At 70.9% G+C, this 25232-nt stretch carries 21 protein-coding genes; 9 read left to right on the top strand and 12 right to left on the bottom strand.

Annotation, left to right across the window (positions count from 1 at the left end):
- Window positions 1–131 precede the first annotated feature (131 nt).
- Window positions 132–1187 carry a sugar kinase gene (locus RG19_RS00170; protein WP_058833498.1) on the top strand — a complete coding sequence of 352 codons (1056 nt, stop codon included), beginning with the start codon at window positions 132–134 and terminating at the stop codon, window positions 1185–1187.
- 91 nt (window positions 1188–1278) lie between these two features.
- Here the strand turns inward: RG19_RS00170 and sppA are convergent, their stop codons facing one another.
- Together sppA and RG19_RS00160 are read right to left on the bottom strand one after the other, a co-directional pair.
- Window positions 1279–3171 carry a signal peptide peptidase SppA gene (sppA, locus tag RG19_RS00165; protein ID WP_058836311.1) on the bottom strand — a complete coding sequence of 631 codons (1893 nt, stop codon included), beginning with the start codon at window positions 3169–3171 and terminating at the stop codon, window positions 1279–1281.
- A 71-nt stretch (window positions 3172–3242) separates the two neighbouring features.
- Window positions 3243–4649 (bottom strand): MATE family efflux transporter, encoded by a 1407-nt coding sequence (locus RG19_RS00160; RefSeq protein WP_058833497.1) that lies wholly within the window; start codon window positions 4647–4649, stop codon window positions 3243–3245.
- 133 nt (window positions 4650–4782) lie between these two features.
- Here RG19_RS00160 and RG19_RS00155 point away from each other — a divergent pair, with 133 nt between their 5' ends.
- The gene (locus tag RG19_RS00155; protein ID WP_058833496.1) at window positions 4783–5979 is read left to right on the top strand and encodes a DUF3667 domain-containing protein; all 1197 of its coding nucleotides are present in this window, start codon (window positions 4783–4785) and stop codon (window positions 5977–5979) included.
- A gap of 55 nt (window positions 5980–6034) precedes the next feature.
- Here RG19_RS00155 and RG19_RS00150 read toward each other — a convergent pair whose 3' ends face one another.
- Together RG19_RS00150 and RG19_RS00145 are read right to left on the bottom strand one after the other, a co-directional pair.
- Window positions 6035–6682 carry a DUF3106 domain-containing protein gene (locus tag RG19_RS00150; protein ID WP_058833495.1) on the bottom strand — a complete coding sequence of 216 codons (648 nt, stop codon included), beginning with the start codon at window positions 6680–6682 and terminating at the stop codon, window positions 6035–6037.
- A complete protein-coding gene (locus tag RG19_RS00145; protein ID WP_058833494.1) occupies window positions 6672–7637 on the bottom strand; it encodes a hypothetical protein in 966 nt (321 codons plus the stop codon). Before RG19_RS00145 ends, RG19_RS00150 begins: the two co-directional genes overlap by 11 nt.
- A gap of 465 nt (window positions 7638–8102) precedes the next feature.
- Between RG19_RS00145 and RG19_RS00140 the strand changes: the two genes are divergently transcribed.
- A complete protein-coding gene (locus RG19_RS00140) occupies window positions 8103–10289 on the top strand; it encodes a primosomal protein N' (protein WP_058836310.1) in 2187 nt (728 codons plus the stop codon).
- Between the two features lie 513 nt (window positions 10290–10802).
- On the opposite strand, the gene RG19_RS00135 is transcribed toward RG19_RS00140, so the two are convergent.
- Window positions 10803–11564, bottom strand: coding sequence for an NYN domain-containing protein (locus tag RG19_RS00135; RefSeq protein ID WP_058833493.1), 762 nt, complete (start codon window positions 11562–11564; stop codon window positions 10803–10805).
- Between the two features lie 116 nt (window positions 11565–11680).
- Here RG19_RS00135 and RG19_RS00130 point away from each other — a divergent pair, with 116 nt between their 5' ends.
- From RG19_RS00130 to RG19_RS00115, 4 genes are all read left to right on the top strand, one after another.
- Window positions 11681–12319 carry a 2-hydroxychromene-2-carboxylate isomerase gene (locus tag RG19_RS00130; RefSeq protein ID WP_058833492.1) on the top strand — a complete coding sequence of 213 codons (639 nt, stop codon included), beginning with the start codon at window positions 11681–11683 and terminating at the stop codon, window positions 12317–12319.
- 102 nt (window positions 12320–12421) lie between these two features.
- Window positions 12422–13363, top strand: a complete 942-nt coding sequence (locus RG19_RS00125) for a DegV family protein (protein WP_058833491.1) — start codon at window positions 12422–12424, stop codon at window positions 13361–13363.
- An 88-nt stretch (window positions 13364–13451) separates the two neighbouring features.
- Window positions 13452–13787, top strand: a complete 336-nt coding sequence (locus RG19_RS00120; RefSeq protein ID WP_058833490.1) for a hypothetical protein — start codon at window positions 13452–13454, stop codon at window positions 13785–13787.
- A gap of 1 nt (window position 13788) precedes the next feature.
- Window positions 13789–14481 carry a Dph6-related ATP pyrophosphatase gene (locus RG19_RS00115; protein WP_058833489.1) on the top strand — a complete coding sequence of 231 codons (693 nt, stop codon included), beginning with the start codon at window positions 13789–13791 and terminating at the stop codon, window positions 14479–14481.
- A 79-nt stretch (window positions 14482–14560) separates the two neighbouring features.
- Here RG19_RS00115 and fghA read toward each other — a convergent pair whose 3' ends face one another.
- From fghA to RG19_RS00080, 7 genes are all read right to left on the bottom strand, one after another.
- Entirely contained in the window at window positions 14561–15394 is an 834-nt protein-coding gene (fghA, locus tag RG19_RS00110; protein ID WP_058833488.1) for an S-formylglutathione hydrolase, read from the bottom strand.
- Window positions 15395–15496: 102 nt separating this feature from the next.
- The gene (locus RG19_RS00105; RefSeq protein ID WP_058833487.1) at window positions 15497–16606 is read right to left on the bottom strand and encodes an S-(hydroxymethyl)glutathione dehydrogenase/class III alcohol dehydrogenase; all 1110 of its coding nucleotides are present in this window, start codon (window positions 16604–16606) and stop codon (window positions 15497–15499) included.
- Window positions 16607–16675: 69 nt separating this feature from the next.
- On the bottom strand, window positions 16676–16951 hold the full coding sequence (gene frmR, locus RG19_RS00100; RefSeq protein ID WP_058833486.1) for a formaldehyde-responsive transcriptional repressor FrmR: 276 nt from the start codon (window positions 16949–16951) through the stop codon (window positions 16676–16678).
- A 70-nt stretch (window positions 16952–17021) separates the two neighbouring features.
- The gene (locus tag RG19_RS00095; RefSeq protein WP_238376557.1) at window positions 17022–17816 is read right to left on the bottom strand and encodes a sulfite exporter TauE/SafE family protein; all 795 of its coding nucleotides are present in this window, start codon (window positions 17814–17816) and stop codon (window positions 17022–17024) included.
- Window positions 17817–17902: 86 nt separating this feature from the next.
- A complete protein-coding gene (locus RG19_RS00090) occupies window positions 17903–19435 on the bottom strand; it encodes an alginate export family protein (protein ID WP_058833485.1) in 1533 nt (510 codons plus the stop codon).
- A 7-nt stretch (window positions 19436–19442) separates the two neighbouring features.
- A complete protein-coding gene (locus RG19_RS00085) occupies window positions 19443–20891 on the bottom strand; it encodes a UbiD family decarboxylase (RefSeq protein WP_082672375.1) in 1449 nt (482 codons plus the stop codon).
- Between the two features lie 113 nt (window positions 20892–21004).
- Window positions 21005–22345 carry an MFS transporter gene (locus RG19_RS00080; protein ID WP_058833484.1) on the bottom strand — a complete coding sequence of 447 codons (1341 nt, stop codon included), beginning with the start codon at window positions 22343–22345 and terminating at the stop codon, window positions 21005–21007.
- A gap of 237 nt (window positions 22346–22582) precedes the next feature.
- Between RG19_RS00080 and RG19_RS00075 the strand changes: the two genes are divergently transcribed.
- The gene (locus RG19_RS00075; RefSeq protein ID WP_202905295.1) at window positions 22583–23548 is read left to right on the top strand and encodes a LysR family transcriptional regulator; all 966 of its coding nucleotides are present in this window, start codon (window positions 22583–22585) and stop codon (window positions 23546–23548) included.
- Window positions 23549–23744: 196 nt separating this feature from the next.
- Window positions 23745–25214 carry an aldehyde dehydrogenase family protein gene (locus RG19_RS00070; protein ID WP_202905294.1) on the top strand — a complete coding sequence of 490 codons (1470 nt, stop codon included), beginning with the start codon at window positions 23745–23747 and terminating at the stop codon, window positions 25212–25214.
- The last annotated feature ends 18 nt before the right edge of the window (window positions 25215–25232 follow it).

Genomic DNA, 25232 nt, shown 5'->3' with positions numbered 1-25232 from the left:
TCGTGCCTGGGCTCGCGTGCCATTCGAAGCGAATGACACCGATGGTCAAAACCCTAACAAATCATCCTGGCCGAAGCATGCTGCGCTGCGACAGCCGCGTGACGGCCGGCCCGAACCGGAGGCGATCTTCCATGACCCAACGCGTACTGTGCTTCGGAGAACTGCTGCTGCGCCTGGGTGCACCCGGCCGCGAGTGCCTGCTGCAATCGCCCGCGCTGCAGGTCCATGTCGGCGGCGCGGAGGCCAATGTCGCGGTGTCGCTGGCGCGGTTCGGGCACCCGAGCGCGATGGCCGGCACCGTGGCCGACAACGCGCTGGGGCAGGCGGCGCTCGGCGCATTGCGCCTGCACGGCGTGGATACGGCGAGGCTCCGGCGCGAGGGCGGTCGCATGGGCCTCTACTTCCTCGCCACGGGCGCGGGTCACCGTCCCAGCGAAGTGATCTACGACCGCGCGGACTCCGCGTTCGCCCGCGCGGACGCAGCCGGCTACGACTGGCCGTCGCTGCTCGACGGGGTCGACTGGCTGCACCTGTCGGGTGTCACGCCTGCACTCGGGGAGGCCTGTGCGCATGCCGCGATCGAGGCCGCGCGTACTGCGCGCGCGCGCGGCGTCGAGGTCTCGTTCGACGGCAATTTCAGGCCCAAACTGTGGGCCGCCTGGGACAGCCGGCCGGGCCCGCTGCTGCATGCGCTGCTGTCCGAGGCGTCGATCGCGTTCGCCGATCACCGCGACATCGATGTGGTCCTCGGGCCCGAGCCGGACGCTGCACCCGATGACGCGCCGACCGGCGCCGACGACGGCGGCCGCCACGCGTCGCGCATCCTCGCCGCGGCGAGCCGCGCGTTCGCGGCGTTCCCGCACCTGCGCCGCATCGTGACCACATTGAGGGGGCAACGCAGCGTGGATGCGCATACGCTCGGCGCGATGATGGTGACCCGCGACGGCGACGTGCACCGCATCGCACCGCATCCGCTGGAGGGCATCGTCGACCGCATCGGCGGCGGCGACGCCTTCGCCGCCGGCGTGCTGCACGGCCTGTTCGAGGGCATGCCCGACGCCGACGCCCTCGCCTTCGGCCACGCCGCCGCGTGCCTGAAACACTCGGTGCCCGGCGATTTCAACCTCGTCGACGCCGCCGCGGTGACCGCGTTCGTGCAGCAGGAGCGCCTCGACGTGCGTCGTTGAGCCCGGTGTCGGTCATGCCCACCGGCGAAGCAGCAAGAAAAAGACCCGGCACATGGCCGGGTCTCTTTCGACACGACAGCGACCGCTCGGTTCAGAACGTCGGGCAGAAGCAGTAGGTCATCGGGCGCACACGGCCCTGGGCCGGCTGGTCCATGCCCTGCTCCAGCGTCTCCAGGTGACGCTCCATCTCCGGCAGCGCACGCACCGCCAGTGCGCGCGCGAACGCGGTGTCGCCGAACAATGCGGCACCGAGGCGGCTGCCGCCGAAGCCCGACAGGAACTGCGCGAACGGACTCAGGGGCTGCTCGACGTAACGCACCCGGTAGGTGTCCTCGTCCAGCTCGACGCGGCGCGCCGCATCCGCGATCGCCTCGCGCAGACCGCCCAGATCGTCGACCAGGCCACGATCGCGCGCCTGCGCGCCGCTCCACACCCGTCCGCGCGCGACCGCGTCGATCTGCTCCGGCGTGCGCCCGCGGCCGGCGGCCACCTTGCCGACGAAGTCGCCGTAGATCCGCTCGATGCTGGACTGGATCAGGCGCCCCACGTCGGGCTCCATCGGCCGGGTGAGATTGAAGGAACCGGCGAAGCGCGTGGTGCCCACACCGTCCGCGTACACGCCCATCCGGCCCAGACTGCGGGTGAGGTTGGGGATCATGCCGAACACGCCGATCGAACCGGTGATCGTGGACGGGTCGGCATAGATGCGATCGGCATTCATGCTGATCCAGTAACCGCCCGACGCGGCCACGTACCCCATCGACGCCACCACCGGCTTGCCGGCCGCCTTGAGCAGTTCGATCTCGCGATTGATCTGCTCCGAGGCATAGGCGGAACCGCCGGGCGAATTCACCCGCAGCACCACCGCGCGCACATCGTCGTCCTCGCGCGCCTCGCGCAGCAGGGCCGCGGTGGAGACGCCACCGACGCTCCCCGGCGGCCGCTCGCCGTCGACGATCGTGCCCTCGGCCACCACCACCGCCACCTGCGGCCGCGATGCCATCGCGCTCGGCAGATTGCGGTCGACATGGGCGAGGTAGCCGTCCAGGCCGACATTGCGGAAGCCCAGGTCGTCGTCCTCGTCGGCCACGCCGCGTTCGGTCAGCAGCGTCTCGACCTCGTGCTCGGCCATCAGGCCGTCCACCAGGCCCTGTTCCTGCGCGTAACGGGCCAGGTCGCCGCCCACGGCGGCGACGCCGTCGGCCATGCCGTCGATGCCGGCCTCGATCCGGCCGAGGTCCAGCCCGCGCGCCTGCGCGATGTCGGCCAGGTAGCGCTGCCAGAGATCGCTCAGCCAGTACAGGTCGGCTTCCTTGGCCTCGTCGGATGCGGCATTGAGGATGAACGGCTCGACCGCCGACTTGAACTCGCCGACCTTGAACACGTGCACGTCGACCGACAGCTTCTCCTGCAGGGCTTCGCCGAAGTACAGGCCGTAGCTGGACAGGCCTTCGAGCGGCACGCCGCTGCCCATCGGATCCACGTAGACCTCGTCGGCCTGCGCCGCGAGCAGGTAGCTCGACTGCGGCAGCGTCTGCCCGTAGGCCACCACCTGCTTGCCGGCATCGCGCACCGCACGCACGCCGGCGGCGACTTCGCGCATCGTCGCCATGCCCGACGGCAACAGGCCGTCCAGGCGCAGGTAGACGCGCTCGATGTTGTCGTCATGGGCGGCGGCGTCCAGCGCGCGCAGCAGATCGCGCAGCTGGATCTCGCCCGGCCCGGGCTGGCCCATCGCCCGCGCGAGCATGCGCGAGGTCGGATCGACCGAGTACTGCTCGACGATCCGCCCTTCCGGAGCGATCACCAGGGTGGTGCGGTCGAGCAGCGGCTTGGCGCCCTCGCGGCTGGCCAGCAGGGCCACGAACAGCAGCACCACCAGCAGGAACAGCAGGTTCAACACCAGCCGTCGGGAAAAATTCACGGCGTCCCAGACGCCGACCAGGACACGGGCGATCGGGCCGCGGCGGCGCGGTTGGTTCATCGACATCGACTCCAGAAGGGGGGGACGGATTCCTTGCCAGCCGACAGCTTAGCGGCAGGCCCGTTCAAGTTTCATGCGCCGGAAGTCGTGCCCGCTTCCGGCCTGGCCACGGCCGGCGCGGCGGTATCGGACAGCCGCGCCAGGCTGTAGCGGAATCGCGCGGTCATCAGCACCGCCGCGACCAGCAGGCCGGCGATCAACCCCGTCCACATGCCGGTCGGCCCCCAGCCCAGACCCAGGCCAAGACCGGCCCCCAGGCTCATGCCCACGCCCCAGTAGGCGAACGCGGCCAGGAACATCGGGATCCGGGTGTCCTTCAGGCCACGCAAGGCCCCCGCCGAGAGGACCTGGATGCCGTCGGGAAACTGGAACACGGCGGCGTAGATCAGCAACGTCGCCGCCAGCGCGGCGACCGCGGCGTCGGCCGTATAGAGATTCACGATGACACCGCTGCCGGTCAGCAGCAGCACCGCGGTCAGGCCCTGCGTCAGCAACACCAGCGCCAGCCCCGCGCGCATCGCGGTGCGCACGCCGGCGCGGCCGAGACCGCTGCCGAGCGCGTGCCCGACCCGGACCGTGGTCGCTTCGGCCAGGCCGAACGGGATCATGAAGCACAGCGCGGCGACGTTGATCGCGATCTGGTGCGCGGCCGCCGGCACCTCGCCGAGGCGGCCGATCAGCAGCGCGGTGACGACGAACAGGCCACCTTCCATCGTCACCGTCACGCCGATCGGCAGGCCCACTTTCAACAGGGCGCGCTGGTCGGCCCAGCGTGGACGTTCGAAGCGCGCGAACAGGCCGAGGTCGGCGAACCGTCGCGCACGCGCCAGGTACACCGCGAAACCGATCGCCTGCAGCCACATCATCGCCGCCGAGGCGTAGCCCAGGCCGCCAGCCCCGAGTTCCGGCGCTCCGAACAGGCCGAAGGTCAGGACGACGCCCATCGGCACCAGCAACAGCAGGCCGCCGAAGCCGAACAGCATCGTCGGCAACGTCCAGTGCAGGCCGTCGCTGAGATAGCGCATGCAGTAGTACGCGGTCAGCGCGGGCACGCCCCAGCGGATGCCGTGCAGGAAGTCGACGGCACCGGGCACGATGCCGGCCTCGATGCCCATCGGCGCCAGCGCGTAGGCCGACACCGTCATGAAGGCGAACAGCAGCAGACCGAGCGCAGCGGCCAGCCACAGGGCCTGGCGGAACAGCGGGCCGATCTCGTGCCGTCGCCCCGACCCTTCGAGTTCGGACACCGACGGCGGCAGCGCCATCAAGGTGCCCATCGGGATCATGATCGGCAGCCAGAACATCGCCGTGCCCACCGACACCGCGGCGAGCGTGGAGGTGCCGTGGCGACCGGCGATGACGCTGTCGACCAGACCGATCAGGCCGGTGGCGATGTGACCCAGGACGAGCGGCGCGGCAAGAACGGCCGTGGTGCGCACTTCGCGACCGAAGCGCGCCGGAGGGGCGGAGGCGGACATGGCACGGGTCTTCGCGACTGCGGCCGCGCATCGGGGAACGGCGCTGGCACCGGGTCGCGGTGGCCCGGTATCTTACCGGCTCGCACGCGGCGCCGCGCCGCCGCGTCCATGTCGTCCGGGGAAACCTTTCGAAATGACCGATCCGGCACACGCCGAACGCCACGGGTCCGCCTGCGAGAACTGCGGCGCCTGGCTCCAAGGCGGCTTCTGCCATTTGTGCGGGCAGTCGGCGCACAACCCGCTGCGTCACTTCGGCCATGCCGTGGAGGAAGTGTTCGAATCCTTCTGGCACCTGGACGGCCGCGTGTTCCGCACCCTGCGCGACCTGTTCGTGCCCGGACGCGTGGCACGCGCCTATCTCGCCGGCCACCGGGTGCGCTACATCGCGCCGCTGCGGATGTTCGTCATCGTGACCGCGCTGACCGTGTTCGTGGCCAAGGTGCTGCTGGCGCCGGCCATCGAACGCAACGACTCCGACGCGCCGGCGCAGGGCGCGGCGGCGCTGGCGGAGGCGGCGAGTGCCGAGGGTCCGGCACCGGCGCCGGTCGCTCCGGCGCGACCGGCCGGTATCGATTCCGCTTTCGCCTCGGCCGACTCGACGGAGGACGTCGAGCGCGTGCGCACGCGCCTGCTGCGCGACCTCGCCGAGGCCGAAGCCCTGCCGGCACTCGGTTTCGCGCTGCGCGAGGCGCGGCGGCGGATCGACGACGCCGCCGATGCCCGGGTGGTCGCGCTGGGCGGTGCGCCGCCTGCACGCGATGCCGACGCAGACGCCGCGCGGGACGCGGCCGCGTCGTCCGCAGCCGACGACGACGATCGCGCAGCGCACGCGACGGGCCTCAGCCCCTGGGACGGGCACCCCTTCCTGGCCCGCATCGGCCACCGCATCGAACGCTTCGAGGGCGACGGGCAGGCCTTCGTACGGTTCATGCTGGGGGCGGCGCCGCCGACGCTGTTCGTGCTGGTGCCGCTGTTCGCGCTGATGCTCAAGATCATGTACGTGTTCCAGCGCCGCAGTTATCTGGAACACGTGGTCGTCGCGCTGTACAGCCACGTGTACCTGATGCTGGCGCTGCTGCTGATCTTCGCCAGCGTGGCGATCCGCGGCTGGATGGCGGCACGGGCACCCTGGCTGGGGTCGCTGCTGTCGATGCTGGAGGTCGCGCTGATCTGCTCGATGCCGCTCTACCTGCTGTGGATGCAGCGCAACGTCTACCAGCAGGGCTGGCTGATGACGCAGGTGAAGTACCTGGTCATCGGCCAGGTCTACGCGGCGCTGTTCCTGATCGTGGCGCTGGGCGTGATGGGCTTTTCGCTGTTCGCGCTGTAGCCCGGCGCAGCTGCGGGCGGACGTGGCGCGGCCGGGCGTGGCGCGAACCGACGCGTCAGTTCGGCGAGGCCTGCCCGCGCAACCAGTCCGCGCGTGCCTGTGGGGCCATCGACAGCAACTTGCGGCGCAACGCGTCGCGCTCGTCCGGCGGCGTGCGCTGGGCGATCACGGCCAGGTCGCCGCGCGCGCGGTCGTCCAGGCCGCGCAGCAGTTCGAGCAGGGGCACGCGCTGGTCGTCCGGGACCAGCGCGAACAACCCGTGCAGGCGCGGCCAGTCCGCCCCGAGCACCGACCCCAGTCGCCAACCGTCGCGCTCGAAGGTGTCCAGCGCCGCGTAGCGCTCGGCCAGTTCGTGCCGCTGTGCCTCGGACATGCGGGCATAGGCGGCAGCCGTGGCGCGCAGGCGTGCCCGCTCGTCGTCGGGCAGGGCCTGCCAGCTTTCCCAGGACGCGCGTCGCGCCTGGCGGGTCAACGGCGGCAGCGCGTCCCATTCGCTGGCCCGGGTGCGCAGCGCCTGCTGCTGCTCGGGCGACAGCCGCGCCCACTGCTGGGCCTGCTGCTGGACCCGGGCCCGCTCGCCCGCCGGCAAGGCCTCCAGCGCGCGGACCAGATCCGGCGGCAACGCCTGGCCCCAGACAGCGACCGGCACCATCAACAGCGCCGCCCACCACAGCGCGCGACGGCGGCGGGCATCACGGGTCATCCGACATCTCCAGTGCGTTCTCGTCGGTATCGCGGGCGCCTTCTTCCTGCTCGGGACGGACGATGTCGGCCTCCAGGTCGCCGCGCTCGAGCTGGGCGGTCAGCCAGGCATGGAAGGCCGGATCGCGCGCCGCACCTTCGGCGTCGTCGCTCAGGAGCAGGGCGAAATCCGGATGCGTGATGATCGCGGCATCGGTGCCCACGTGGCCGCCGGTGCCACTGTCGGGAAGACGGTCGATGCGGATCCCGTAGGGCTCGCCGTCCAGGTCGACGAAGTCGTCCGAGACGAACGTCCACGCCAGCGCCGCCAGTGTGGCCAGGACCACCGCCGCGAGCGCCGGCCACAACCAGCGCGGCCGTGCCTGCACCGACTCGGCCGTCTGGCGCGCGGCGGGCTGCTCACGGCGGCGGGGCGTGTGGATCCGTCCGCGCAGCGCGGCGTCGCGCAGGCGCGCCAGCTCGGCCAGCCGCTCGGGTGCGGTGTCGCGCAGGGCGAGCTGCACCGCATCGGCCAGGGCCCGGAAACGGGTTTCGTCGGGCTGGCCGTCGGGCAGGCGCGGCAGGGCACGCCGCAGCGCCAGCCGATAGGTCTCCCGTGACACACCGAGGACGCCAGCCGCATCGCTTTCGGCGATGTTGGCCACCAGCCGCAACAGCAGCGCTGCCCGCGGGCCGGTTCCGATCGTGCCCAGGACATCGAAATCGCCGGACCAGCCAGGACGCTGCATCGGCTCGCGCAACTGCGGAGCGGACAGCAATTGCGACCAGAACCGGCGGGGCCAGTCCGGGAACGGGGTGCGTGCCGCGGCATCGCGGAAGCCGACCATGGCGGTATGGAGGGCGGCATCGCCCGCCTCGATGTCGCCGACCTGCAGCTGCGCGAACAGGGCAGCGCGACGCTCGACGCCGCGCAGGAACGCACTCAGCGCCGGAGACGCCCCTGGGCCCTGATTCACGGTCGACGACGCTCGCTGCGGCTGGCTTTCACCCGTACATCATAGCCAGCCACGCGTGCCGCATCGCCCCTTGACAAGTCGACCGAAACGCGAATTCCAGGGCAGCGAGCGGCCTGGGTTGTACACAGCCGGCATGGGACTGTCATACACGCGGCATGCACGTCGCTGAAAAGGCGGGGTTCAGCAATGTTTCACGAATAAGTGCATGAATGAAAAAGAAAAAATCAAAATGGTCATTTTTTAGCCAATTCTTCCCGGGCGCTGTTCTCAGGCTTTGCGACCACCTCGTGACACCCGTGATGCACAGGGTTATCCACAGCCGATGTGGATAAACCCGAATTCCTTTTGGTGACCGGCAGTTGCGTCCACTTCATCCCGCAGGCGGACAGCTATGGATCGCAAGTCGCCTTCCACGCCAGCGCGTACACTGGCGGCCCGCACGCCATCACCTCCCTGCCCGCCGGCATGACGCCTCCCCGCTGCCTGCGCATCGCCCTGCCGGTCCCGCTGCCGCGCTTGTTCGACTACCTCCCGCCCGATGGCGCGCCCGCGCCGCCGGACGCGGTCGGGCGACGGATCCGGGTACCGTTCGGACCGCGCGAACTGGTGGGCATCGTCGCCGACACGGGGCCCGCCGCGCATGCCGGCGACAGCCTGCGTGCCGCGCTGGCGTGGATCGATCCGGCGCCGGTCCTGCATGGCGAACTGCTCGATTCGCTGCGCTGGCTGACGCGCTACCTGCATGCGCCGCTGGGCGAGGTGCTGAGCACCGCACTGCCCGCCGCACTGCGCCGGGGCGACCCCCTGCCCGACACCCACACCTGGACCTGGCGCCTGAGCGAGGCCGGCGCCACGGCGCTCGCCGGCATGCGGGCCGGACGCCCACGCGACCTGGCCGCACTGCTGGCCGACGGCACCCTCGACGAGGACGCGCTCGACGACCGGCTACCCGGCTGGCGCGCGGCGGCACGCGCACTGGCCGGCCGCGGCCAGGCCGAGCGGGTGGCGCTGCCGCCCTCGGCGCTGGCGCCGGCCCCCGCGCACGGACCGGAGCCGAACGCCGCCCAGGCGACGGCGATCGCGGCGATCGGCGACGCGGACGGGTTCCGGCCGTTCCTGCTCGACGGCGTCACCGGAAGCGGCAAGACCGAGGTCTACCTGCGCGCCATCGCGGCGACGCTGGCGCGCGGCCGGCAGGCGCTGGCGCTGGTGCCGGAGATCGGCCTGACCCCGCAGACCCTGGCCCGGTTCCGCGCCCGTCTCGGCGTGCCGGTGCATGCGCTGCACTCCGGGCTCAACGACACCGAGCGCGCACGCGTCTGGGCCGCAGCCGAGCGCGGCGAGGCGCGGGTGATCGTCGGGACGCGTTCGGCCGTGTTCGTGCCCCTGCCCGATGCGGGCCTGATCGTGATCGACGAGGAGCACGACGGCAGCTACAAGCAGCAGGACGGCATCCGCTACCACGCCCGCGATTTCGCCCTGGTCCGTGCCAAGGCGCTGGATGTGCCGGTGGTGCTGGGCAGCGCGACGCCCTCGCTGGAAACCCTGCACAACGCACGCAGCGGACGCTACACCGCGCTGCGCCTGCCGCAGCGCGCCGGCACCGCCCGGCCGCCGACGGTGCGGGTCCTGGACGTGCGCAAGCGTGCGCTGGAGGCCGGGCTGTCGCCCGAATTGCTCGACGGGGTGCGCGCCACGCTGGCGGCGGGCGGCCAGGTGCTGGTGTTCCGCAATCGCCGCGGTTACGCGCCGGTGCTGCTGTGCCACGACTGCGGCTGGAGCGCACAGTGCGTGCGCTGCGACGCCCCGATGACCGTGCATGCCGGTGGCCGGCGCCTGCAATGCCATCACTGCGGGCATCGCCAGCCCGCACCGCCGGCGTGTCCGGACTGCGCCGGGCTCGCACTGCAGCCGCAGGGCGTCGGTACCGAGCGGCTGGAGGAACATCTGGTGCGCGCGTTTCCGGAGGTGCCGGTGGTGCGCATCGACCGCGGCAGCACCCGCCGCCGCGACGGCGTGGAGCAGGCGCTGGCGACGCTCGGCGACCGCCCGGGCATCCTGGTGGGGACGCAGATGCTGGCCAAGGGGCACGACCTCGCCGATCTAGCGCTGGTGGCGGTGGTGGGGATCGACGAAGGCCTGTTCTCGGCCGATTTCCGGGCGCCGGAAAAACTCTCGCAACTGCTGATCCAGGTCGCCGGCCGGGCCGGCCGCGGTGTCCGTGCCGGGCAGGTGCTGCTGCAGACCCATCATCCCGAGCATCCGCTGCTGGGCACCTTGCTCGGCGGCGGCTATGCGGCCTTCGCCGAGGCCGAGCTGGTCCAGCGCGAGGCGGCGGGCTTTCCCCCGTTTGCGCACCTCGCGCTGCTGCGGGCGGAGGCCCAGCATGCCGACGTGCCGCCGGCGTTCCTGCGCGAGGTCGCGGCGGTGCTGGCGGCGCACGACCCCGAAGGCCACGTGGCGCGCGACGGGCCGTTGCCGGCGCCAATGCCGCGGCGCGCAGGCTTCCATCGCGCGCAGTTGCTGCTGACCGCGGCACAGCGCGGCGCGTTGCATGCGCTGCTCGACCGGGCGGTGCCGGACATCCACGCACTGCCGATGGCACGGCGCGTGCGCTGGTCGCTGGATGTGGATCCCGTGGATCTGTACTAGCCGACATCGATGCGCTCGTTCGCTTGATGGCGTCGCGACCTGGCGGGCACCGCCGAGACCGGCAGCCTCCTCGCGCGAATGTCCCCCGGCCACCGCCATGCGGCGGCGGCGGCCTCCTTGATTTCGCCGAGAAGGCCACCGGTCCCGACGGCGCTTCGGCTTGCGGGACGCGCGGACCTCATTCGTCGGCACGATGGACGACCCCGAGCACGCTCCGTGCTGGGTGCCGTCGCGTCGTCCGGACGCTTCGCGAGCTGCACTCGCGTTGGATCCGGTCGCCGCCACACTTTTTCCGGGCTTTTCTCCCGAATGATCTGATCCTCATGGCGAAAGCGGGTGCTTATGCGGGCTTCGGCGGGCGCGTCGCGTCGAGCGCGCCATGAATGGCGCGCTCCCGAGTCAGGGCAGGATGCCCTGTCGAGGGAAGAGCGATGCCCGGCCACCTGGGCGCGGCGTCCCAAAGAAATCCACGCAGGCGGCTCAGTCCTGCGAACCAAGAAAACTGATGCCGCCCTACTTCGCCGGCGTGCGCGTCCGCCGTCGCGGGCGCCGTGCGGGGGCCTCGGGCTTCTCGCGCAGTTCCACCGCCTGGCCGTCGCGGCGCAGCTCGAACAGTTCGGTGGCCTCGATCAGGTCGCTGAGCTTGCGGTAGCCGTAGTTGCGCGAATCGAACGAACCCTGGTTGCCGATGTGGCTGCCCACGGCGCCCAGGTGGGTCCAGCCCGATTCGTCAGCGGTGGCCGAGACCGCGTTGCGCAGCAGGTGCACCAGGCTGGTGTCCTGGCGCAGCTGCGCCGCGGTCTTGGGTCGTGCCGTGCCGCCGTCGGTATCGCCCGAGCCCGCCAGCTTGTCGAGGTAGAGGAAGGTCGAACACGCCTTGACGAACGGCTCCGGGGTCTTCTCCTCGCCGAATCCGAACACGCGCATGTTCTCGTGCCGCAACCGCATCACCAGCGGGGTGAAGTCGGCATCGCTGGACACGATGGCGAAGCCGTCGAGGGTGCGGCCGTACAGCAGGTCCATCGCATCGACCACCATCGCCATGTCGGAGGCGTTCTTGCCGCTGCTGTAGGCGAACTGCTGGATCGGGCGGATCGCATAGGCATGCAGCGCGGCCTCCCAGCCCTTGAGGTGCGGGCTCTTCCAGTTGCCGTAGGCGCGGCGCACGTTGGCCACGCCGTGACGGGCGAGTTCGGTCAGGATCGGCTCGATGCGCGAGGCCGGTGCGTTGTCGGCGTCGATCAGCAGCGCCAGGCGCAGTTCGTTGTCGGCCATGCGGCGTCCTCCGGGAGCAGGTGAGGCCGCCAGTCTACGCGTGCACGCAGCGCCCGCTCCCGGGTCCACAATGCCGACGACGACCTCGAGCGCGACTGCAGACAGGGAGACCGACCATGGATGTGCGCTGGTACTTCGACTTCATCTCGCCGTACGCCTACCTGCAGTGGCGCAAACTGCAGCCGATGCTCGACGCGCGCGGCATCGTGCCGGTGCCGATCCTGTTCGGCGCGGTGCTCGACCATCTCGGGCAACGCGGCCCGGCCGAGATCCCGGCCAAGCGGCTGTCTGCGTATCGGCACCTGGTCTGGCGCGCGGCGCGCGACGGCGTCGCGTTCCGGTTCCCGCCCGCGCACCCGTTCAACCCGCTGCCCGCGCTGCGTGCCTGTATCGCCACCGGCAACGACCCGGAGACGATCGACGCGCTCTTCGACTGGATCTGGGGCCAGGGGCGAGCGGCCGACAGTGTCGAGGCGCTGGCGCCGCTGCTGCAGGCGCGGGGCATCGACCCGCAGGCGCTGGGCGATCCGGCGGTCAAGCAGCGACTGCACGACGACACCCGGGCGGCGCTGGAGGCCGGCGTGTTCGGCGTGCCGACGCTGGCCGTCGGCGACGCGCTGGTCTGGGGCGACGATGCCCACGATTTCGCCCTGGCGCTGCTCGACGATCCCGGGCTGCTCGACACGCCGCCGATGCGCCGCGTCGCCGCCCTGCCCGAAGGCATCCGGCGACCGCGTCCGCCGACAGCGCCTTGATGCGAATCGGGCGATTAATCACGTACAGTGCGGACCTGGCGCACAGACCGGCGCGGACCCTGCGGGACAGCCGGGCCATCCGCACATCTCCCCGGAGGGACCATGCGTATCGGAATCGTCGTCGACTCCGCCTGTGATCTGCCACCGGCCTGGCTCGAGGCGGCCGGCATCGTCCTGTTGCCGGTCACCGTGCGCATCGGCGAGGCCGAGCTGGTCGATCTGCGCGACGAACAGGCCACGCTCGCCTTCGTCGACGCGCACGTCGCCGAGCGCGGGCACACCGCCGAAACCGCGGCGTTCCCGTCCGACCGCATCAAGTCGCTGTTCCTCGAGCGGTTGACGATCGATTACGACTACGTGTTCTGCCTGACGGTGACCCGCAGCCGCAGCCAGATCCACGACAACGCCACCCATGCCAGCTTCGCCATCCTCAACGAGTACCGCCAGGGGCGCAGCCAGGCCGGCCACACCACGCCGTTCTCGTTGCGGGTGATCGACTCGCAGCAGGTGTTCGCGGGCCAGGGCATCCTGCCCGTCGAGGCGGTACGCCTGCGCGAGGCGGGCGTGGCCGCGCCCGAGATCCGTTCGCGGCTGGAGTTCCTCGCCGGACGCAGCTACACCTACATGGTGCCGCGCGACCTGGCCTACCTGCGCGCGCGCACCCGCCACCGTGGCGACCGCAGCGTCAGCCTGCTCGCGGCGACCATCGGCGGCGCGCTCGACATCAAGCCGATCCTGCATTGCCACCAAGGCGACACCGGGCCGGTGGGCAAGGTGCGGGGGTTCGAACCCGCAGCCGCGAAACTGCTCGGCTTCGCGACCGAACGCGTCGAGGCCGGACTGCTCACGCCCACGCTGTGCCTGAGCTACGGCGGTCTGCTCGAGGATCTGCGCGCCCTGCCGGGTTACGAGCCGCTGATGGCCGCCTGCCGCACGCACGGCATCGAGGTGTTCGAGACGGTGATGAGCCTGACCGGCATGGTCAACGTCGGCGTCGGTTCGCTCACCGTGGGCTTCGCCTCGCCGCCGCACGCCTTCGCCTGAGCGCACCTGCCGGACCTGCGCGACGCTTGCCGCAGCGCTCACGCGCGCGGCTGCTAGGCTGCTGCCCCACTCCCGAGACGATGCCCGCATGGCCACCTACGACATCCGTATCCCCGATCCCGAAGCCGCCCGCGCCGGCGGCCCGTTCGCCTTCCGCTCGCAGAGTGCCGGCGGCATGGCCGACGAGCTGCAGGCCGCGCTCGCCGGCGACGGACTGTTCGAGCGTTGGCGCCTGTCCCAGGACGAACCCGACGAAGTCGATCCAGCGCTCGGCGTCGTCGATGCCGGGGCGAGCGTGCAGGGCGAGCAGCGCGACATGGCATTCGACCTGACCGCGACCACCTCCCTGCCCGGCGAGATCGTGCGCCACCGCCTGCGCCTGCTGGCCGGCGGCGCGTGGGAACTGCGCAACGTGCGCGGCTGAGGTGCCGCGCCGACCGCGCGCCCTGCTCTCCTGGAGCGGCGGCAAGGACGCCGCCTGGACCCTGCATACGCTGCGCACGCGCGGCGAGGTCGACGTGGTCGGTCTGGTCACCACGGTGACCGAGGAGTACGAGCGGGTGTCGATGCAGGGCATCCGCGTCGACATCCTGCTTCGCCAGGCCGACGCCGCGGGACTGCCGGTGATCCAGGCACGGATGCCCGCCGACGTCGACAACGCCGGCTACGAAGCCGCCTTCGCCCGCGCCCTCGACGAGGCCCGCGTGCGCTGGCCCGGTATCGACCGCATCGCGTTCGGCGATCTCTTCCTTGCCGACATCCGCGCCTGGCGCGAGGCCTCGTGCGCACGCCTGGGCTGGACCCCCCTGTTTCCGCTGTTCGGCACCCCCGCCGACACCGCGACACTGGCGCGGACCATGATCGACGGTGGCCTGCGCGCCCACCTGTGCTGCGTGGACACCGAGCGCCTCGATGCGGGATTCGCGGGACGCGCGTTCGATTCCGACCTGCTGGACGCATTGCCCGCCGGCATCGATCCCTGCGGCGAGAACGGCGAATTCCACACCTGCGTGCACGCCGGGCCGATGTTCGCCGCACCGCTCGCCCTCGACCCGGGCGCGACCGTGCTGCGCGACGCGCGGTTCGCCTACACCGACTTCGTGCCGACCCTGCGCTGACGGGCCGCAGCGCCCCGTCGCGGTCGTCGGCACCGCACGTGCCCGCGCGACCGCGTCGGCACCGCCATGCCGGCGGGGATCAGGCGCGCAGCGCGCGCGCGTGATGGGCGATGTGCTCGCCGATGAAGCTGGCGATGAAGTAATAGCTGTGGTCGTAGCCCGGGTGGATGCGCAGCGTGAGCGGATGCCCCGCCGTCTCGGCGGCGGCCTGCAGCAACTGGGGCCTGAGCTGACCGTCGAGGAATTCGTCGTCGCCCCCCTGGTCGACCAGCAACGGCAGCCGCTCGGTCGCGGAGGCGATCAACGCGGTGGCGTCGTAGGCCTTCCACGTCTCGCGGTCGTCGCCGAGGTAGGCGGCGAACGCCTTCTCGCCCCACGGCACCTGCGACGGCGCGACGATCGGCGAGAACGCCGACACGCTGCGGTAGCGGCCCGGGTTGCGCAGCGCGATGGTCAGCGCGCCGTGCCCGCCCATCGAATGCCCGCTGATCGCGCGCGCGTCGGACACCGGAATATGCGCCTCGACCTGCGCGGGCAGTTCGTTGACCACGTAATCGTGCATGCGATAGTGCGCGTCCCAGGGCGACTGCGTCGCATCGACGTAGAAGCCGGCGCCCTTGCCGAGGTCGTAGCCGTCGGCATCGGCGACGTCGTCGCCGCGCGGGCTGGTGTCCGGCGCGACGATGACCACGCCATGCTCGGCCGCGTAACGCTGTGCGCCGGCCTTGGTGATGAAGTTCTGCTCGTTGCAGGTCAGGCCGCTGAGCCAGTACAGCACCGGCAGCGCGGCGCCCGCCTCGGCCTGCGGCGGCAGATAGACCGCGAACCGCATCGTGCAACCGAGGACATCGGATGCGTGCTCGTAGACGTCCTGCCAGCCACCGAAGCAGGCGCGATGTTCGATCCGTTGCATAGGGGACTCTCCTCTCGTCCGGCAGGCACGCCCCAGACCGCGAAGACCGCGGCGGCCCCGATCGTCGGGCGACGACCGAAACCGGGCACCTGCCGGCGCGTATCAGTAATGGACGACCGAGCGGATCGACGTGCCGGCGTGCATCAGCTCGAAGGCATCGTTGATCTCGTCGAGCGGCATCGTGTGGGTCACGAACGGGGCCAGCTGGATGTCGCCCTTCATCGCGTCCTCGACCATGCCCGGCAGCTGGCTGCGGCCCTTGACGCCGCCGAACGCGGTGCCCTTCCAGCTGCGCCCGGTCACCAGCTGGAACGGCCGCGTACTGATCTCCTGGCCCGCACCGGCGACGCCGATGATCACCGACTGGCCCCAGCCGCGGTGTGCGCACTCGAGCGCGGCGCGCATGACCTCGGTATTGCCGATGCACTCGAACGAGTGATCCACGCCCCAGCCGGTCATCTCGACGATCACCTGCTGGATCGGCCGGTCGTGATCCTTCGGGTTGACGCACTCGGTGGCGCCGAACTGTTTCGCCAGCTCGAACTTCGACGGATTGGTGTCGATGGCGATGATGCGGCCGGCCTTGGCCTGCTGCGCACCCTGGATCACCGCCAGGCCGATGCCGCCGAGTCCGAACACCGCCACGCTGTCGCCCGCCTGCACGTTCGCGGTGTTGTGCACCGCACCGATGCCGGTGGTCACGCCGCAGCCGAGCAGGCACACGTGCTCCGGGTTCGCATCGGGATTGATCTTCGCCAGCGAGACTTCGGCGACCACGGTGTACTCGCTGAAGGTCGAGCAGCCCATGTAGTGGTAGACCGGCTCGCCGTTGTAGGAGAAGCGCGTGGTGCCGTCGGGCATCACGCCCTTGCCCTGGGTGGCACGCACGGCCACGCACAGGTTGGTCTTGCCGCTGGTGCAGAACAGGCATTCGCCGCACTCGGCGGTGTACAGCGGGATCACGTGGTCGCCCGGCTTCACGCTGGTCACGCCCTCGCCCACCTCGACCACGATGCCGGCGCCCTCATGGCCGAGCACGGCCGGGAACAGGCCTTCCGGATCGTCGCCGGACAGGGTGAACGCGTCGGTGTGGCAGACGCCGGTATGGGTGATCTTCACCAGCACCTCGCCGGCCTGCGGCGGGGCGACGTCGATCTCGACGATCTTGAGCGGTTCGCCTGCGGCGAAGGCGACGGCGGCGCGAGATTTCATGGCGGGTCCTCCCGTTGGATACATGCGAATGCGCACGGCGGTGGCCGCCGGGGCGCGGAATGTGGCGTGTCAGCGCAAGTAGGAGCGCACCAGCGATACGGCATCGTCGATGGACGCCTGCCGTTGCTCGGGCGTGGCCGCGGCCTGGGCGAGTTCCTCGCGCAGGTGGCTTTCCAGCACGCCCGCCATCAGCCCGTTGACCGCGCCGCGGATCGCCGCGATCTGCTGCAGCACCGGTGCGCAGTCCGCACCGGCGTCCAGCGCGCGCTCGAGCGCGTCGATCTGCCCGCGCACGCGGCGCACGCGGGTCAGGACGCGCTTCTTCTCTTCCGGCGAGTGCGGCATGGCCCCTCCTGGATACTGGGGGCGAGTATACAGGCCGAGACGCCCGACATCGAAAGTCCCTGCGGCCCGCTCAGTACAGCAACAGGCTCGTGCCCACCACCAGCATGAACGCGGCGAACGCGCGCCGCAGCACGGCGGCGCTGATCGCGTGCGCCAGGCGCGTGCCCAGCGGCGCGGTGAACACGGCGGTCACCGCCACCCCCAACGTGGCCGGCAGATAGACATAGCCGATCGAGTGCGGGAGTGCCGTCTCCGGCGGCGCGTGGGCCGCGAAACCGGCCGCGGCCGCCAGGGCGACGAAGATGCCCACCGCGGCCGACGTCCCCACCGCACGCACGGGTGCGACGCCACGCCAGACGAGCAGCGGCACGGTCATGCTGCCGCCGCCGATCCCCACCACCGAGGACACCGCGCCGATCCCGGCACCAGCCAGCGACAGCAGCGGCCCCCGCGGCACCGCATCCGCGCCGAGTGCGGTGCGCGCCCGGCCCAGGCCCAGCTGCAGCGCCGAAAGGAAACAGTAGGCGGCGACGGCCATGCGCAGCAGTTCGCCGCTGACCCGTACGGCGAGGAACGTGCCGAGCCAGGCTCCCAGCAGCAGTCCCGGCACCATCCACGCCACCGTCGGCCACAGCACACCGCCGCGGCGATGATGCGCCCACGCCGACGCGGCGGTGGTCACCACGATGCTGGCCATGGTGCTGGCCAGCGCGACATGCATCGCGGTATCCGGAGCGATGCCGTGGGCAGGCAACACCCAGACCAGTACGGCGATCAGGGCGAGACCGCCGCCGATGCCGAGCAGGCCGGCCAGCAGGCCCGCGAACGCGCCCACCAGCGGAAACATCCAGACCCCCTCGATCACCACGTCTCCTTCGCCGTGCGGTGCGCGTCGTCGATTCTACCCGCACCCTCCGGCGCGCCCCGAAAGGACCGGGGCGCCCGCCGACGTCAGAACCGGAACGTCGCCCAGGCGCCGACGAAGGTCGCATCGCCGTAGCCGGCAGCTTCCAGCACCGGCCCCGCGAACAGCCGTTCGGCGCGTCCGGTCAACGACCAGTAACGACTCAATCGCCAGGTGCTGTTGAGCCGCAGCAGATGACCGATGCGACGGCCGTCGACCAGCTCCGTTCCGGCATAGGGCGTGCCGCCTCCGCTGTAGACCGCGTCGTCGGCACGGTGCCGCCACAGCCACTCCCATTCCAGCGCGACGGTGGTGTTGGCCGTGGGCGCGAACTGGAAAGTCGGCGCGACGTCGATCAGATTGGTCCCGCCGACGAAGCTGGCGAAGCTGAAGTACGGCACGGTACCGAACAGGAACGACGCGTTGCGCAGGGTGCCATCGCCGTACGCGCCGCCGCCCGACGAGATGTCGGCATGGACGCCGAACGCCGGCTTCATGCCCGTGTCCGACAGCGCCCAGCGCAGGTTGGAGAACGCCGCGAACGCGCGGATGTCGCGCCCGTCGAAGTCGCCGCTCTGGTGGACGACCGAAGCGTCCATGGTCATCGCCCCGCGCGTGCCCCACAGCCGCATGCCGAGGAAATCGCGCTCCTCGCGGCCCACCGTGGTCCCCCAGCGGCGGTCGTCGTCGCGCGCGCCATACCAGAACGGCTCCAGATAAAGCCCCGACAGCGCGCCGTCCAGGCGGAAGCCGGCCACCGCACCGCGGAACCGCTTGCGCTGCTCGGTGCCCTCGCCGAACACGCCGGGCTGCTCGTCGACGTAGCGGTACTCGAATACATTGATCCGCCGCGTCGGTGCGATCGCCCAGGCGCGCACGCCGTCGAGACGGAAGTGGATGTTGGGGTTCTCGCGTACCGACACCAGCGGGATCGGGCCGTCGCTGAAATCCTGGCGACCGATCCGGACCCCGGTCTCGGCGTTGCCCCACTGTCCGGTCACGTCGACGAATGCCTGCTGCAGGGTGAGATCGTTGTGCTGACTCACCGGCCGGGTGGTGTTGCGGCCGTCGAGGTTGCCGTGGGCGAGCTCGGCATAGGCGCGCACGCGCTCGCCCAGATGCAGATCGGCACCCAGGAAGCCGCGATACATCCACTGCTGCTGCGACGAGCCGGCGCGCAGGCCGGGGTTGTCGAGATAGTTGGTGCGGAAGCGATGTTCGGTGCTCAGGGTCAGATAGACATCGCCCGCATCGTTGAGCGGGATGTACTTGAGTCCGTCGAAGCGTTCCGGCGCGCGCCCGGCGGTGGCCTGCGGCCGCCAGTCCTCGACCCAGCGCGACATCCAGGTGTCGGGGCCGGTCCGACCGCCCCAGCCCTGGGCCGCGAGCGGGTAGCCCGAGGGTGCCGGCGTGCGGGCGGTGGCGACGGCGGTGTCCGCCGCTTCGGTCGCGGTGGTCGGGGTGGCAGGCGCCTGGGCCTGCCCGGCCGGCGGCGGGGTCTGCGCGAACGCACAGGCCGACGCCAGGCCCAGGGCCAGCACGGCGAGGCGCGGCATCGGCGACATGATCGTGACGGTCATGGCCGGATCACGCCTTCAACCGGGCGCGCCAGTCGCTGGCGCCGGACATCAGGGCATCCAGGTCCAGGCTCTCCTCGCCGGGAATGCGGATGCGCTTGTACTTCATCTCCGGCGCGTCGAGCGGGACCGTCGCGTCCAGCCCCATCTTGGCGCCGACCCCGTCGCGCGTGGACGGATCGAGCTTGGAGCCCTGGCTGTGCGCGATCACCACCAGGTCGCGGTCGGCCTGGAAACGCGTGGACACCGCCCACTCCACCTCCCGCGGATCGTGGATGTCGACATCCGTATCGCACACCACCACGTGCTTGATGTCGTAGTGCGCGGCGAACGCCCCGAGGATGACGTTCTTGCCCTCGCCGTCCTGGCGCTTGTCCAGCTTGACGTAGAGGTGGTAGCGACCCACGCCGCCGAGCGCGAGATGCACGTCGCGCACGCCCGGGAAGCTGCGCTGCAGCTCGTTGAGGATCGTCGCCTCGCGCGGGATCGCGCCCAGCAGCAGGTGTTCGAGACCGCCGCCGACGATGGTGTGGAACATCGCGTCGCGACGGTGGGTGATCGCGTCGACCTCGATCACGTGGCGACGCGCGCGCTCGCCGTAGTACTGCGGGAACTCGCCGAACGGACCTTCCTCCTCGCGCTCGTCGGGCAGCAACCGCCCTTCGATGACGATCTCCGAATCCGCCGGGACACGCACGTTGTTGGTCGTGCACTTGACCACATCCAGCGCTCGGCCGTGCAGGGCGCCGGCGATCTCCAGTTCGTCGTGGTCGACAGGCACGATCGCCTGCGAGGACAGCAGCGTGGCCGGATCGACGCCGATGGCGATCGCCATTTCCAGCGGCTTGCCCTGTTTCTCCGCCATGCGGTGGTAGTGGTCGGTATGCCGCGGCAGCAGCAGCACGCCGATGCGGTTCTTGCCGCTGATCTGGCACCGGTGGATCGCCACGTTCTGGATGCCGGTTTCCGGGCTGCGCGAGATCAACAGGCCGGCGGTGATGTAGGCGCCGCTGTCGTGCTCGTTGTGGGTGGGGATCGGCAGTTGCCCGAGCAGATCGACCTCGGTGTGCACGACCTCTTGCGCCGGCGCCGCGGTCACTTCGTTGAACGGGATCGGGTTGGCGGCGGCGCGCTGGAAGTGAGCCAGCAGCTGGTCCTGCGGCACGCCCAGCGCCTCGGCCATCCAGCCACGATCGGAGACCAGCCCTGAGATCACCGGGATCGCATGCGCGCCATCGGGTTTCGGGAAGAACGTCGCCTTGTCGCCGTCCAAGCGTTTGGCGACCGCGGCGATCTGGTGCTTCAGCGCCAGGCCCTCCCGCGCCACGGCCACATCGTCGCGATTGGCCAGGCGGTCGAGCCAGTCGCGCAGCGACAGCGCGCGCCGGCGGCCATGGGGGGTACCGGCGGACGGCGTGGCGCCGTCAGTCGGATCGGAAGTGGTCTCGGAAACGGTCATGGGCCCTCCGGGGTGTGTGCGATGCGTCGCATCCGTCGGGACGGACGCGGTTCGGTGATGGGACCGCGCGCGCCGACCGGCACGGGCGGCCGGCGCACGAGGCGGGGCGTGGCTCAGAGCGCGCGGCCGCGCGTCTCCGGGATCACCAGCACGCCGATCAGGTAGATCACCGCGAGCGCGGCGCCGAAGCCGGCCAGCACCATCGGGATCTGTGCGGGCGTGGCGCTGAGCAGCGAGACGAAGGTCGGCATCGTGCCGCCCAGGGCGAAGCCGATGTTCCACGACAGGCCGGTGCCGCTGGCACGCAACTCGGTGGCGAAGCGCTCGTTGAGGAAGATCAGGATCGGCGCGATCACCGCACCGGCGACCAGGGCGATGCCGATCGCCAGCCAGGTGATCGCCACCAGCGACGTGGTCGCGGCGATCGCCAGGTACATCGACGGCAGACCCACCAACGCGGCCACGCCGGCGATCGCGAACGCCGGCCTGCGGCCGAGCGCATCGGCCAGCCAGCCGAAGAACAGCGAGCTGACGATGGTGGCCAGCGAGCCGTACATCAGGATCTTCGAGGTCTCGCCGTGCGGCACCTCGGCCACCATGTTGAGCAGGGTCGGCAGGTAGCCGGAGGCGATGTAGTACGTCGCGCCGCCGCCGAAGGTGATCAGCAGATTGACCGACATGATCTTGCGGTATTCCTGGCCGAACAGCCGGCGCAGCGGCGACGCCACCGGGGCCACCTTGCCCGCGGCCTTGGCCGCCTGCAGCTTCTGCCAGACCGGGGTCTCCTCCAGATACTTGAACATCACCAGCCCGAACACCGTGCTGATGAGCCCGCAGAAGAACATGAAGCGCCAGCCCCAGACGTCGAACTGCTCGCCGGGGAACACGTTCGACAGCACGAAGTAGGCGAGCGACGCCAGCAGCGCGCCGATGCCCGCACCGGCGCCGCCGACCATGCCCGACATCAGCCCGCGGTAGCGCGGCGGCACCGACTCGGTGCCGATGGTGTGGGTGGAGGCGACGATGCCGCCGACGAAGATGCCCTGCACCACGCGCAGGATCAGGAACAGCAGCGGTGCGACCACGCCGATCTGGGCGATGGTCGGCAGCGCGCCGAACGCGGCGGTGGCCAGGCCGACGCCGACCATCGACACCATCAACGCCTTGCGCCGGCCGTGGCGGTCGGCGTAGACGCCGAAGATCGCCGAGCCGATCGGGCGCACCAGCAACGCCACCGCGAACGACGCGTAGACCGCCGCCAGCGACAGCGTGGGCGAATCGGAGGGAAAGAACAGGCGCGCCACGATCGGCGCCACGTACAGCAGGATGAACAGGTCGAACAGGTCCAGCGCCCAACCGAAGGTCGAGGCGAAGGCGGCGGTGAGGACCTTGCGCGGCGGAATCGGCGCGGCATCGTCCGCCGGCGCAGCCGGCGGCGGCGTGGGTTCGGTCATTTTTCCCCTCCACGGGAACGGATGATCGTTCGTGTTGTCACCGTGGCCGGCGTGCATGTGGACCGTGGCGCGCGGACGGCGGTGTCGTGCACGGGAAGCAGGGCGACGATGGGCCGGCGGCGCGGCGTCGCGTGGGGGACTTCCCGGTGTTTCTTGTCGTTGTGGACCGAGCGTCCCCCAGTCTCGCGATAAATCCAAATAATGAATTTAGATATGATCGATCAGATCGAATGAAGCATGACCCGCGTCGTGGAGGGACGACCGATGGACCTGCGACAGATCAATTACTTCCTCGCCCTGTACGAGGAAGGCAGCGTCACCCGTGCCGCGCAACGCATGAACGTGGTGCAGCCGGCGCTGTCGATGCAGATCGCCAAGCTCGAACGCGAGCTCGAGCAGAAGCTGTTCGAGCGCACGCCCAAACGCATGGTGCCCACCTCGGCCGGACGCACGCTGCACCGGCTGGTGGTGCCGATCCAGCGCGATCTCGCCGCGGCGATGGCGCACATGGCCAACCTGTCGGGCACGATCTCCGGGCAGGTGGCCATGGGCGTGCTGTCCTCGGTCACCCGCAGCGTGATCCCGAGCGTGCTGATCGATTTCGCGCGCGACTATCCCGACGTGGAGATCTCGATTGCCGACGGCTATTCGCAGACCTTCATCGAGTGGGTCAACACCGGCAAGCTCGATCTGGCGGTGATCAACCGGCCCGCCCGGCGGCTGGGACTGGAGTCGATTCCGCTGCTGGAGGAGGAGATGGTGCTGGTGGCCGCGCGCGGCAACCAGCCGCCGCCGGTGCGGTCGCTGTCCGACGCGGCCCAGCTGAAACTGGTGCTGCCGTCCAAGCGCCACGGCCTGCGCGCCGAGCTCGACCGCCACATGGCCGGCCTGGCGGCCGACCTCGCCCCGCGCCTGGAGCTCGACTCCACCGACTCCATCGCCGACCTGGTGGCGCGCAGCGACTGGTTCACGGTGCTGCCCAGCATCGCCGTGCATCGGCAGTTGCTCGACGGCAGCCTGGTGGCGCATGCGATCGGCCGCTCGCGCATCGCCCGCCATCTGGTGGTGGTGCACCAGGCGCGGCATCCGCCCGGGCCGGCGGCACTGCTGCTGATCGAGCGGCTGCGCGAAGCGTTGAACGTCGCACGCGAGGCGCTGGCGCCGAAGATCATCAGAATCAATGATCGAAAAAATAAAGACTGATTATTCGACTTGATACCTTGGCCGCGCTAGCGTGCCGTCGAGGGCGCACCGTCCGCGGGTGCGCCGCCGTCGACCCTCCGCAGAAGAGGCGCGCCGGTCCGGGAGGCGCGGGCGGACGGCCTCGGCCGTCTGCGATGGGCATCCGTGCCGCATCGTCCTCCGGAGCAGCGCGTCGCAGGCACAGGACCGCATGGCCGTGAACGCTTCTCCCGTTCCGCACGACGCGCAGCACTGGATCGACGGTGCCGCTGTCGGCACGCCCGACCTGACCAGTCTCGATCCCGCCACCGGCGCCGTGCTGGGCCGTTTCGCCGACGGCGGCGCGACCGAGGCCGGTGCCGCCATCGCCGCTGCGCGCCGCGCGTTCGACCATGGGCTGTGGGCCGCCTCGCCGCGCCTGCGCCAGCGCGTCCTGCTCGACTGGGCCGCGGCGCTGCAGGCGCAGGCCGGGTCGCTGGCGGAACTGCTCACCCGCGACAACGGCAAGGTCGTCGCGCAGGCGCGCGGCGAGATCGCCGCCACCATTTCCGAGATCGAGTACTACGCCGGCCTCGCCCGCCACATCCCCGGCCACGTCCTCGAACCCGAGCCCGGCGTGCTGTCGACGGTCCTGCGCGAGCCGGCCGGCGTCGCCGGCATCATCGTGCCGTGGAACGCGCCGGCGGTGCTGCTGGCGCGCGCGCTCGGCCCGGCGCTCGCCGCGGGCTGCACGGTGGTGGTCAAACCCGCAGCGCAGACCACGCTGTTCAACGCCGCCCTGCTGGCCCCGTTGCTGACCCATCCGCAGTTGCCGGCCGGCGCGGTGAACGTGTTCTCCGAGGCCGGGCACGCCGGCGCGTCGCTGCTGGCGACCTCGCACGACGTGGACGCGATCTGCTTCACCGGCTCCACCGCAGTCGGCAAGACGATCATGCGCGACGCCGCCGACAGCATGAAGAAGCTGTCGCTGGAGCTGGGCGGCAACTCGGCCTGCCTGGTGTTCGCCGACGCCGACATCGACGCGGTGGCGCCGCAACTGGCCGCCGCGGCGACGATCATCTCCGGTCAGCAATGCACCGCCGCACGTCGCGTACTGGTGCACGCGAGCCGGCTCGACGCGATGAAGCGGGCGCTCACCGCGGCACTGCAGGCGCTGAAGGTGGGGCCGGGGCTCGACCCCACGACGGGCATGGGGCCGCTGATCGACACGTCCGCGCGCGACCAGGTCGCCGCGCGCATCGCCCGCGCGTTCGACAGTGCGGACGAAGTGCTGCTGCGCGGCGAGGTACCCGGCGGCGCGCTGGCCGACGGCGCGTTCCTGACGCCGTCGCTGGTCTATCACCGCGACAGCGCCGCGGACTTCGTGCAGGACGAGATCTTCGGGCCGTTCGTGGTGCTGGAACCGTTCGAGGACGAAGCCGAGGCGGTGGCGCGCGCCAATCACACGGTGTTCGGCCTGTCGGCCAGTGTGTGGACGCGCGACGGGGCCACGGCGCAGCGTGTCGCGCGCGCACTGCGCAACGGCACGGTGTGGATCAACGCCCACAACCGCCTGTTGCCCGAGGTCGAGACCGGCGGCTACCGCCAGAGCGGGCTGGGCCGTCTGCACGGCTACGACGCGCTGGCCGACTTCACCGAACTCAAGCACATCTACCAGGCGCCGGGCGTGCTCGGCGCGGCCGGTTGATGGGCGACGGAGACCCGA

The sequence above is a fragment of the Luteimonas abyssi genome (assembly GCF_001482195.1).
In the GTDB taxonomy this organism is placed as follows: Bacteria; Pseudomonadota; Gammaproteobacteria; order Xanthomonadales; family Xanthomonadaceae; genus Luteimonas; species Luteimonas abyssi.
This window is presented reverse-complemented; position numbering and strand designations above follow the sequence as displayed.

Excerpts from the sequence above, each read along its gene's own strand:
- RG19_RS00170 (WP_058833498.1), top strand. The coding sequence starts at position 132 with ATGACCCAACGCGTACTGTGCTTCGGAGAACTGCTGCTGCGCCTGGGT.
- sppA (WP_058836311.1), bottom strand. The coding sequence starts at position 3,171 with ATGAACCAACCGCGCCGCCGCGGCCCGATCGCCCGTGTCCTGGTCGGC.
- RG19_RS00160 (WP_058833497.1), bottom strand. The coding sequence starts at position 4,649 with ATGTCCGCCTCCGCCCCTCCGGCGCGCTTCGGTCGCGAAGTGCGCACC.
- RG19_RS00155 (WP_058833496.1), top strand. The coding sequence starts at position 4,783 with ATGACCGATCCGGCACACGCCGAACGCCACGGGTCCGCCTGCGAGAAC.
- RG19_RS00150 (WP_058833495.1), bottom strand. The coding sequence starts at position 6,682 with ATGACCCGTGATGCCCGCCGCCGTCGCGCGCTGTGGTGGGCGGCGCTG.
- RG19_RS00140 (WP_058836310.1), top strand. The coding sequence starts at position 8,103 with ATGACGCCTCCCCGCTGCCTGCGCATCGCCCTGCCGGTCCCGCTGCCG.
- RG19_RS00135 (WP_058833493.1), bottom strand. The coding sequence starts at position 11,564 with ATGGCCGACAACGAACTGCGCCTGGCGCTGCTGATCGACGCCGACAAC.
- RG19_RS00130 (WP_058833492.1), top strand. The coding sequence starts at position 11,681 with ATGGATGTGCGCTGGTACTTCGACTTCATCTCGCCGTACGCCTACCTG.
- RG19_RS00125 (WP_058833491.1), top strand. The coding sequence starts at position 12,422 with ATGCGTATCGGAATCGTCGTCGACTCCGCCTGTGATCTGCCACCGGCC.
- RG19_RS00120 (WP_058833490.1), top strand. The coding sequence starts at position 13,452 with ATGGCCACCTACGACATCCGTATCCCCGATCCCGAAGCCGCCCGCGCC.
- fghA (WP_058833488.1), bottom strand. The coding sequence starts at position 15,394 with ATGCAACGGATCGAACATCGCGCCTGCTTCGGTGGCTGGCAGGACGTC.
- RG19_RS00105 (WP_058833487.1), bottom strand. The coding sequence starts at position 16,606 with ATGAAATCTCGCGCCGCCGTCGCCTTCGCCGCAGGCGAACCGCTCAAG.
- frmR (WP_058833486.1), bottom strand. The coding sequence starts at position 16,951 with ATGCCGCACTCGCCGGAAGAGAAGAAGCGCGTCCTGACCCGCGTGCGC.
- RG19_RS00090 (WP_058833485.1), bottom strand. The coding sequence starts at position 19,435 with ATGACCGTCACGATCATGTCGCCGATGCCGCGCCTCGCCGTGCTGGCC.
- RG19_RS00085 (WP_082672375.1), bottom strand. The coding sequence starts at position 20,891 with ATGACCGTTTCCGAGACCACTTCCGATCCGACTGACGGCGCCACGCCG.
- RG19_RS00080 (WP_058833484.1), bottom strand. The coding sequence starts at position 22,345 with ATGACCGAACCCACGCCGCCGCCGGCTGCGCCGGCGGACGATGCCGCG.
- RG19_RS00075 (WP_202905295.1), top strand. The coding sequence starts at position 22,583 with ATGACCCGCGTCGTGGAGGGACGACCGATGGACCTGCGACAGATCAAT.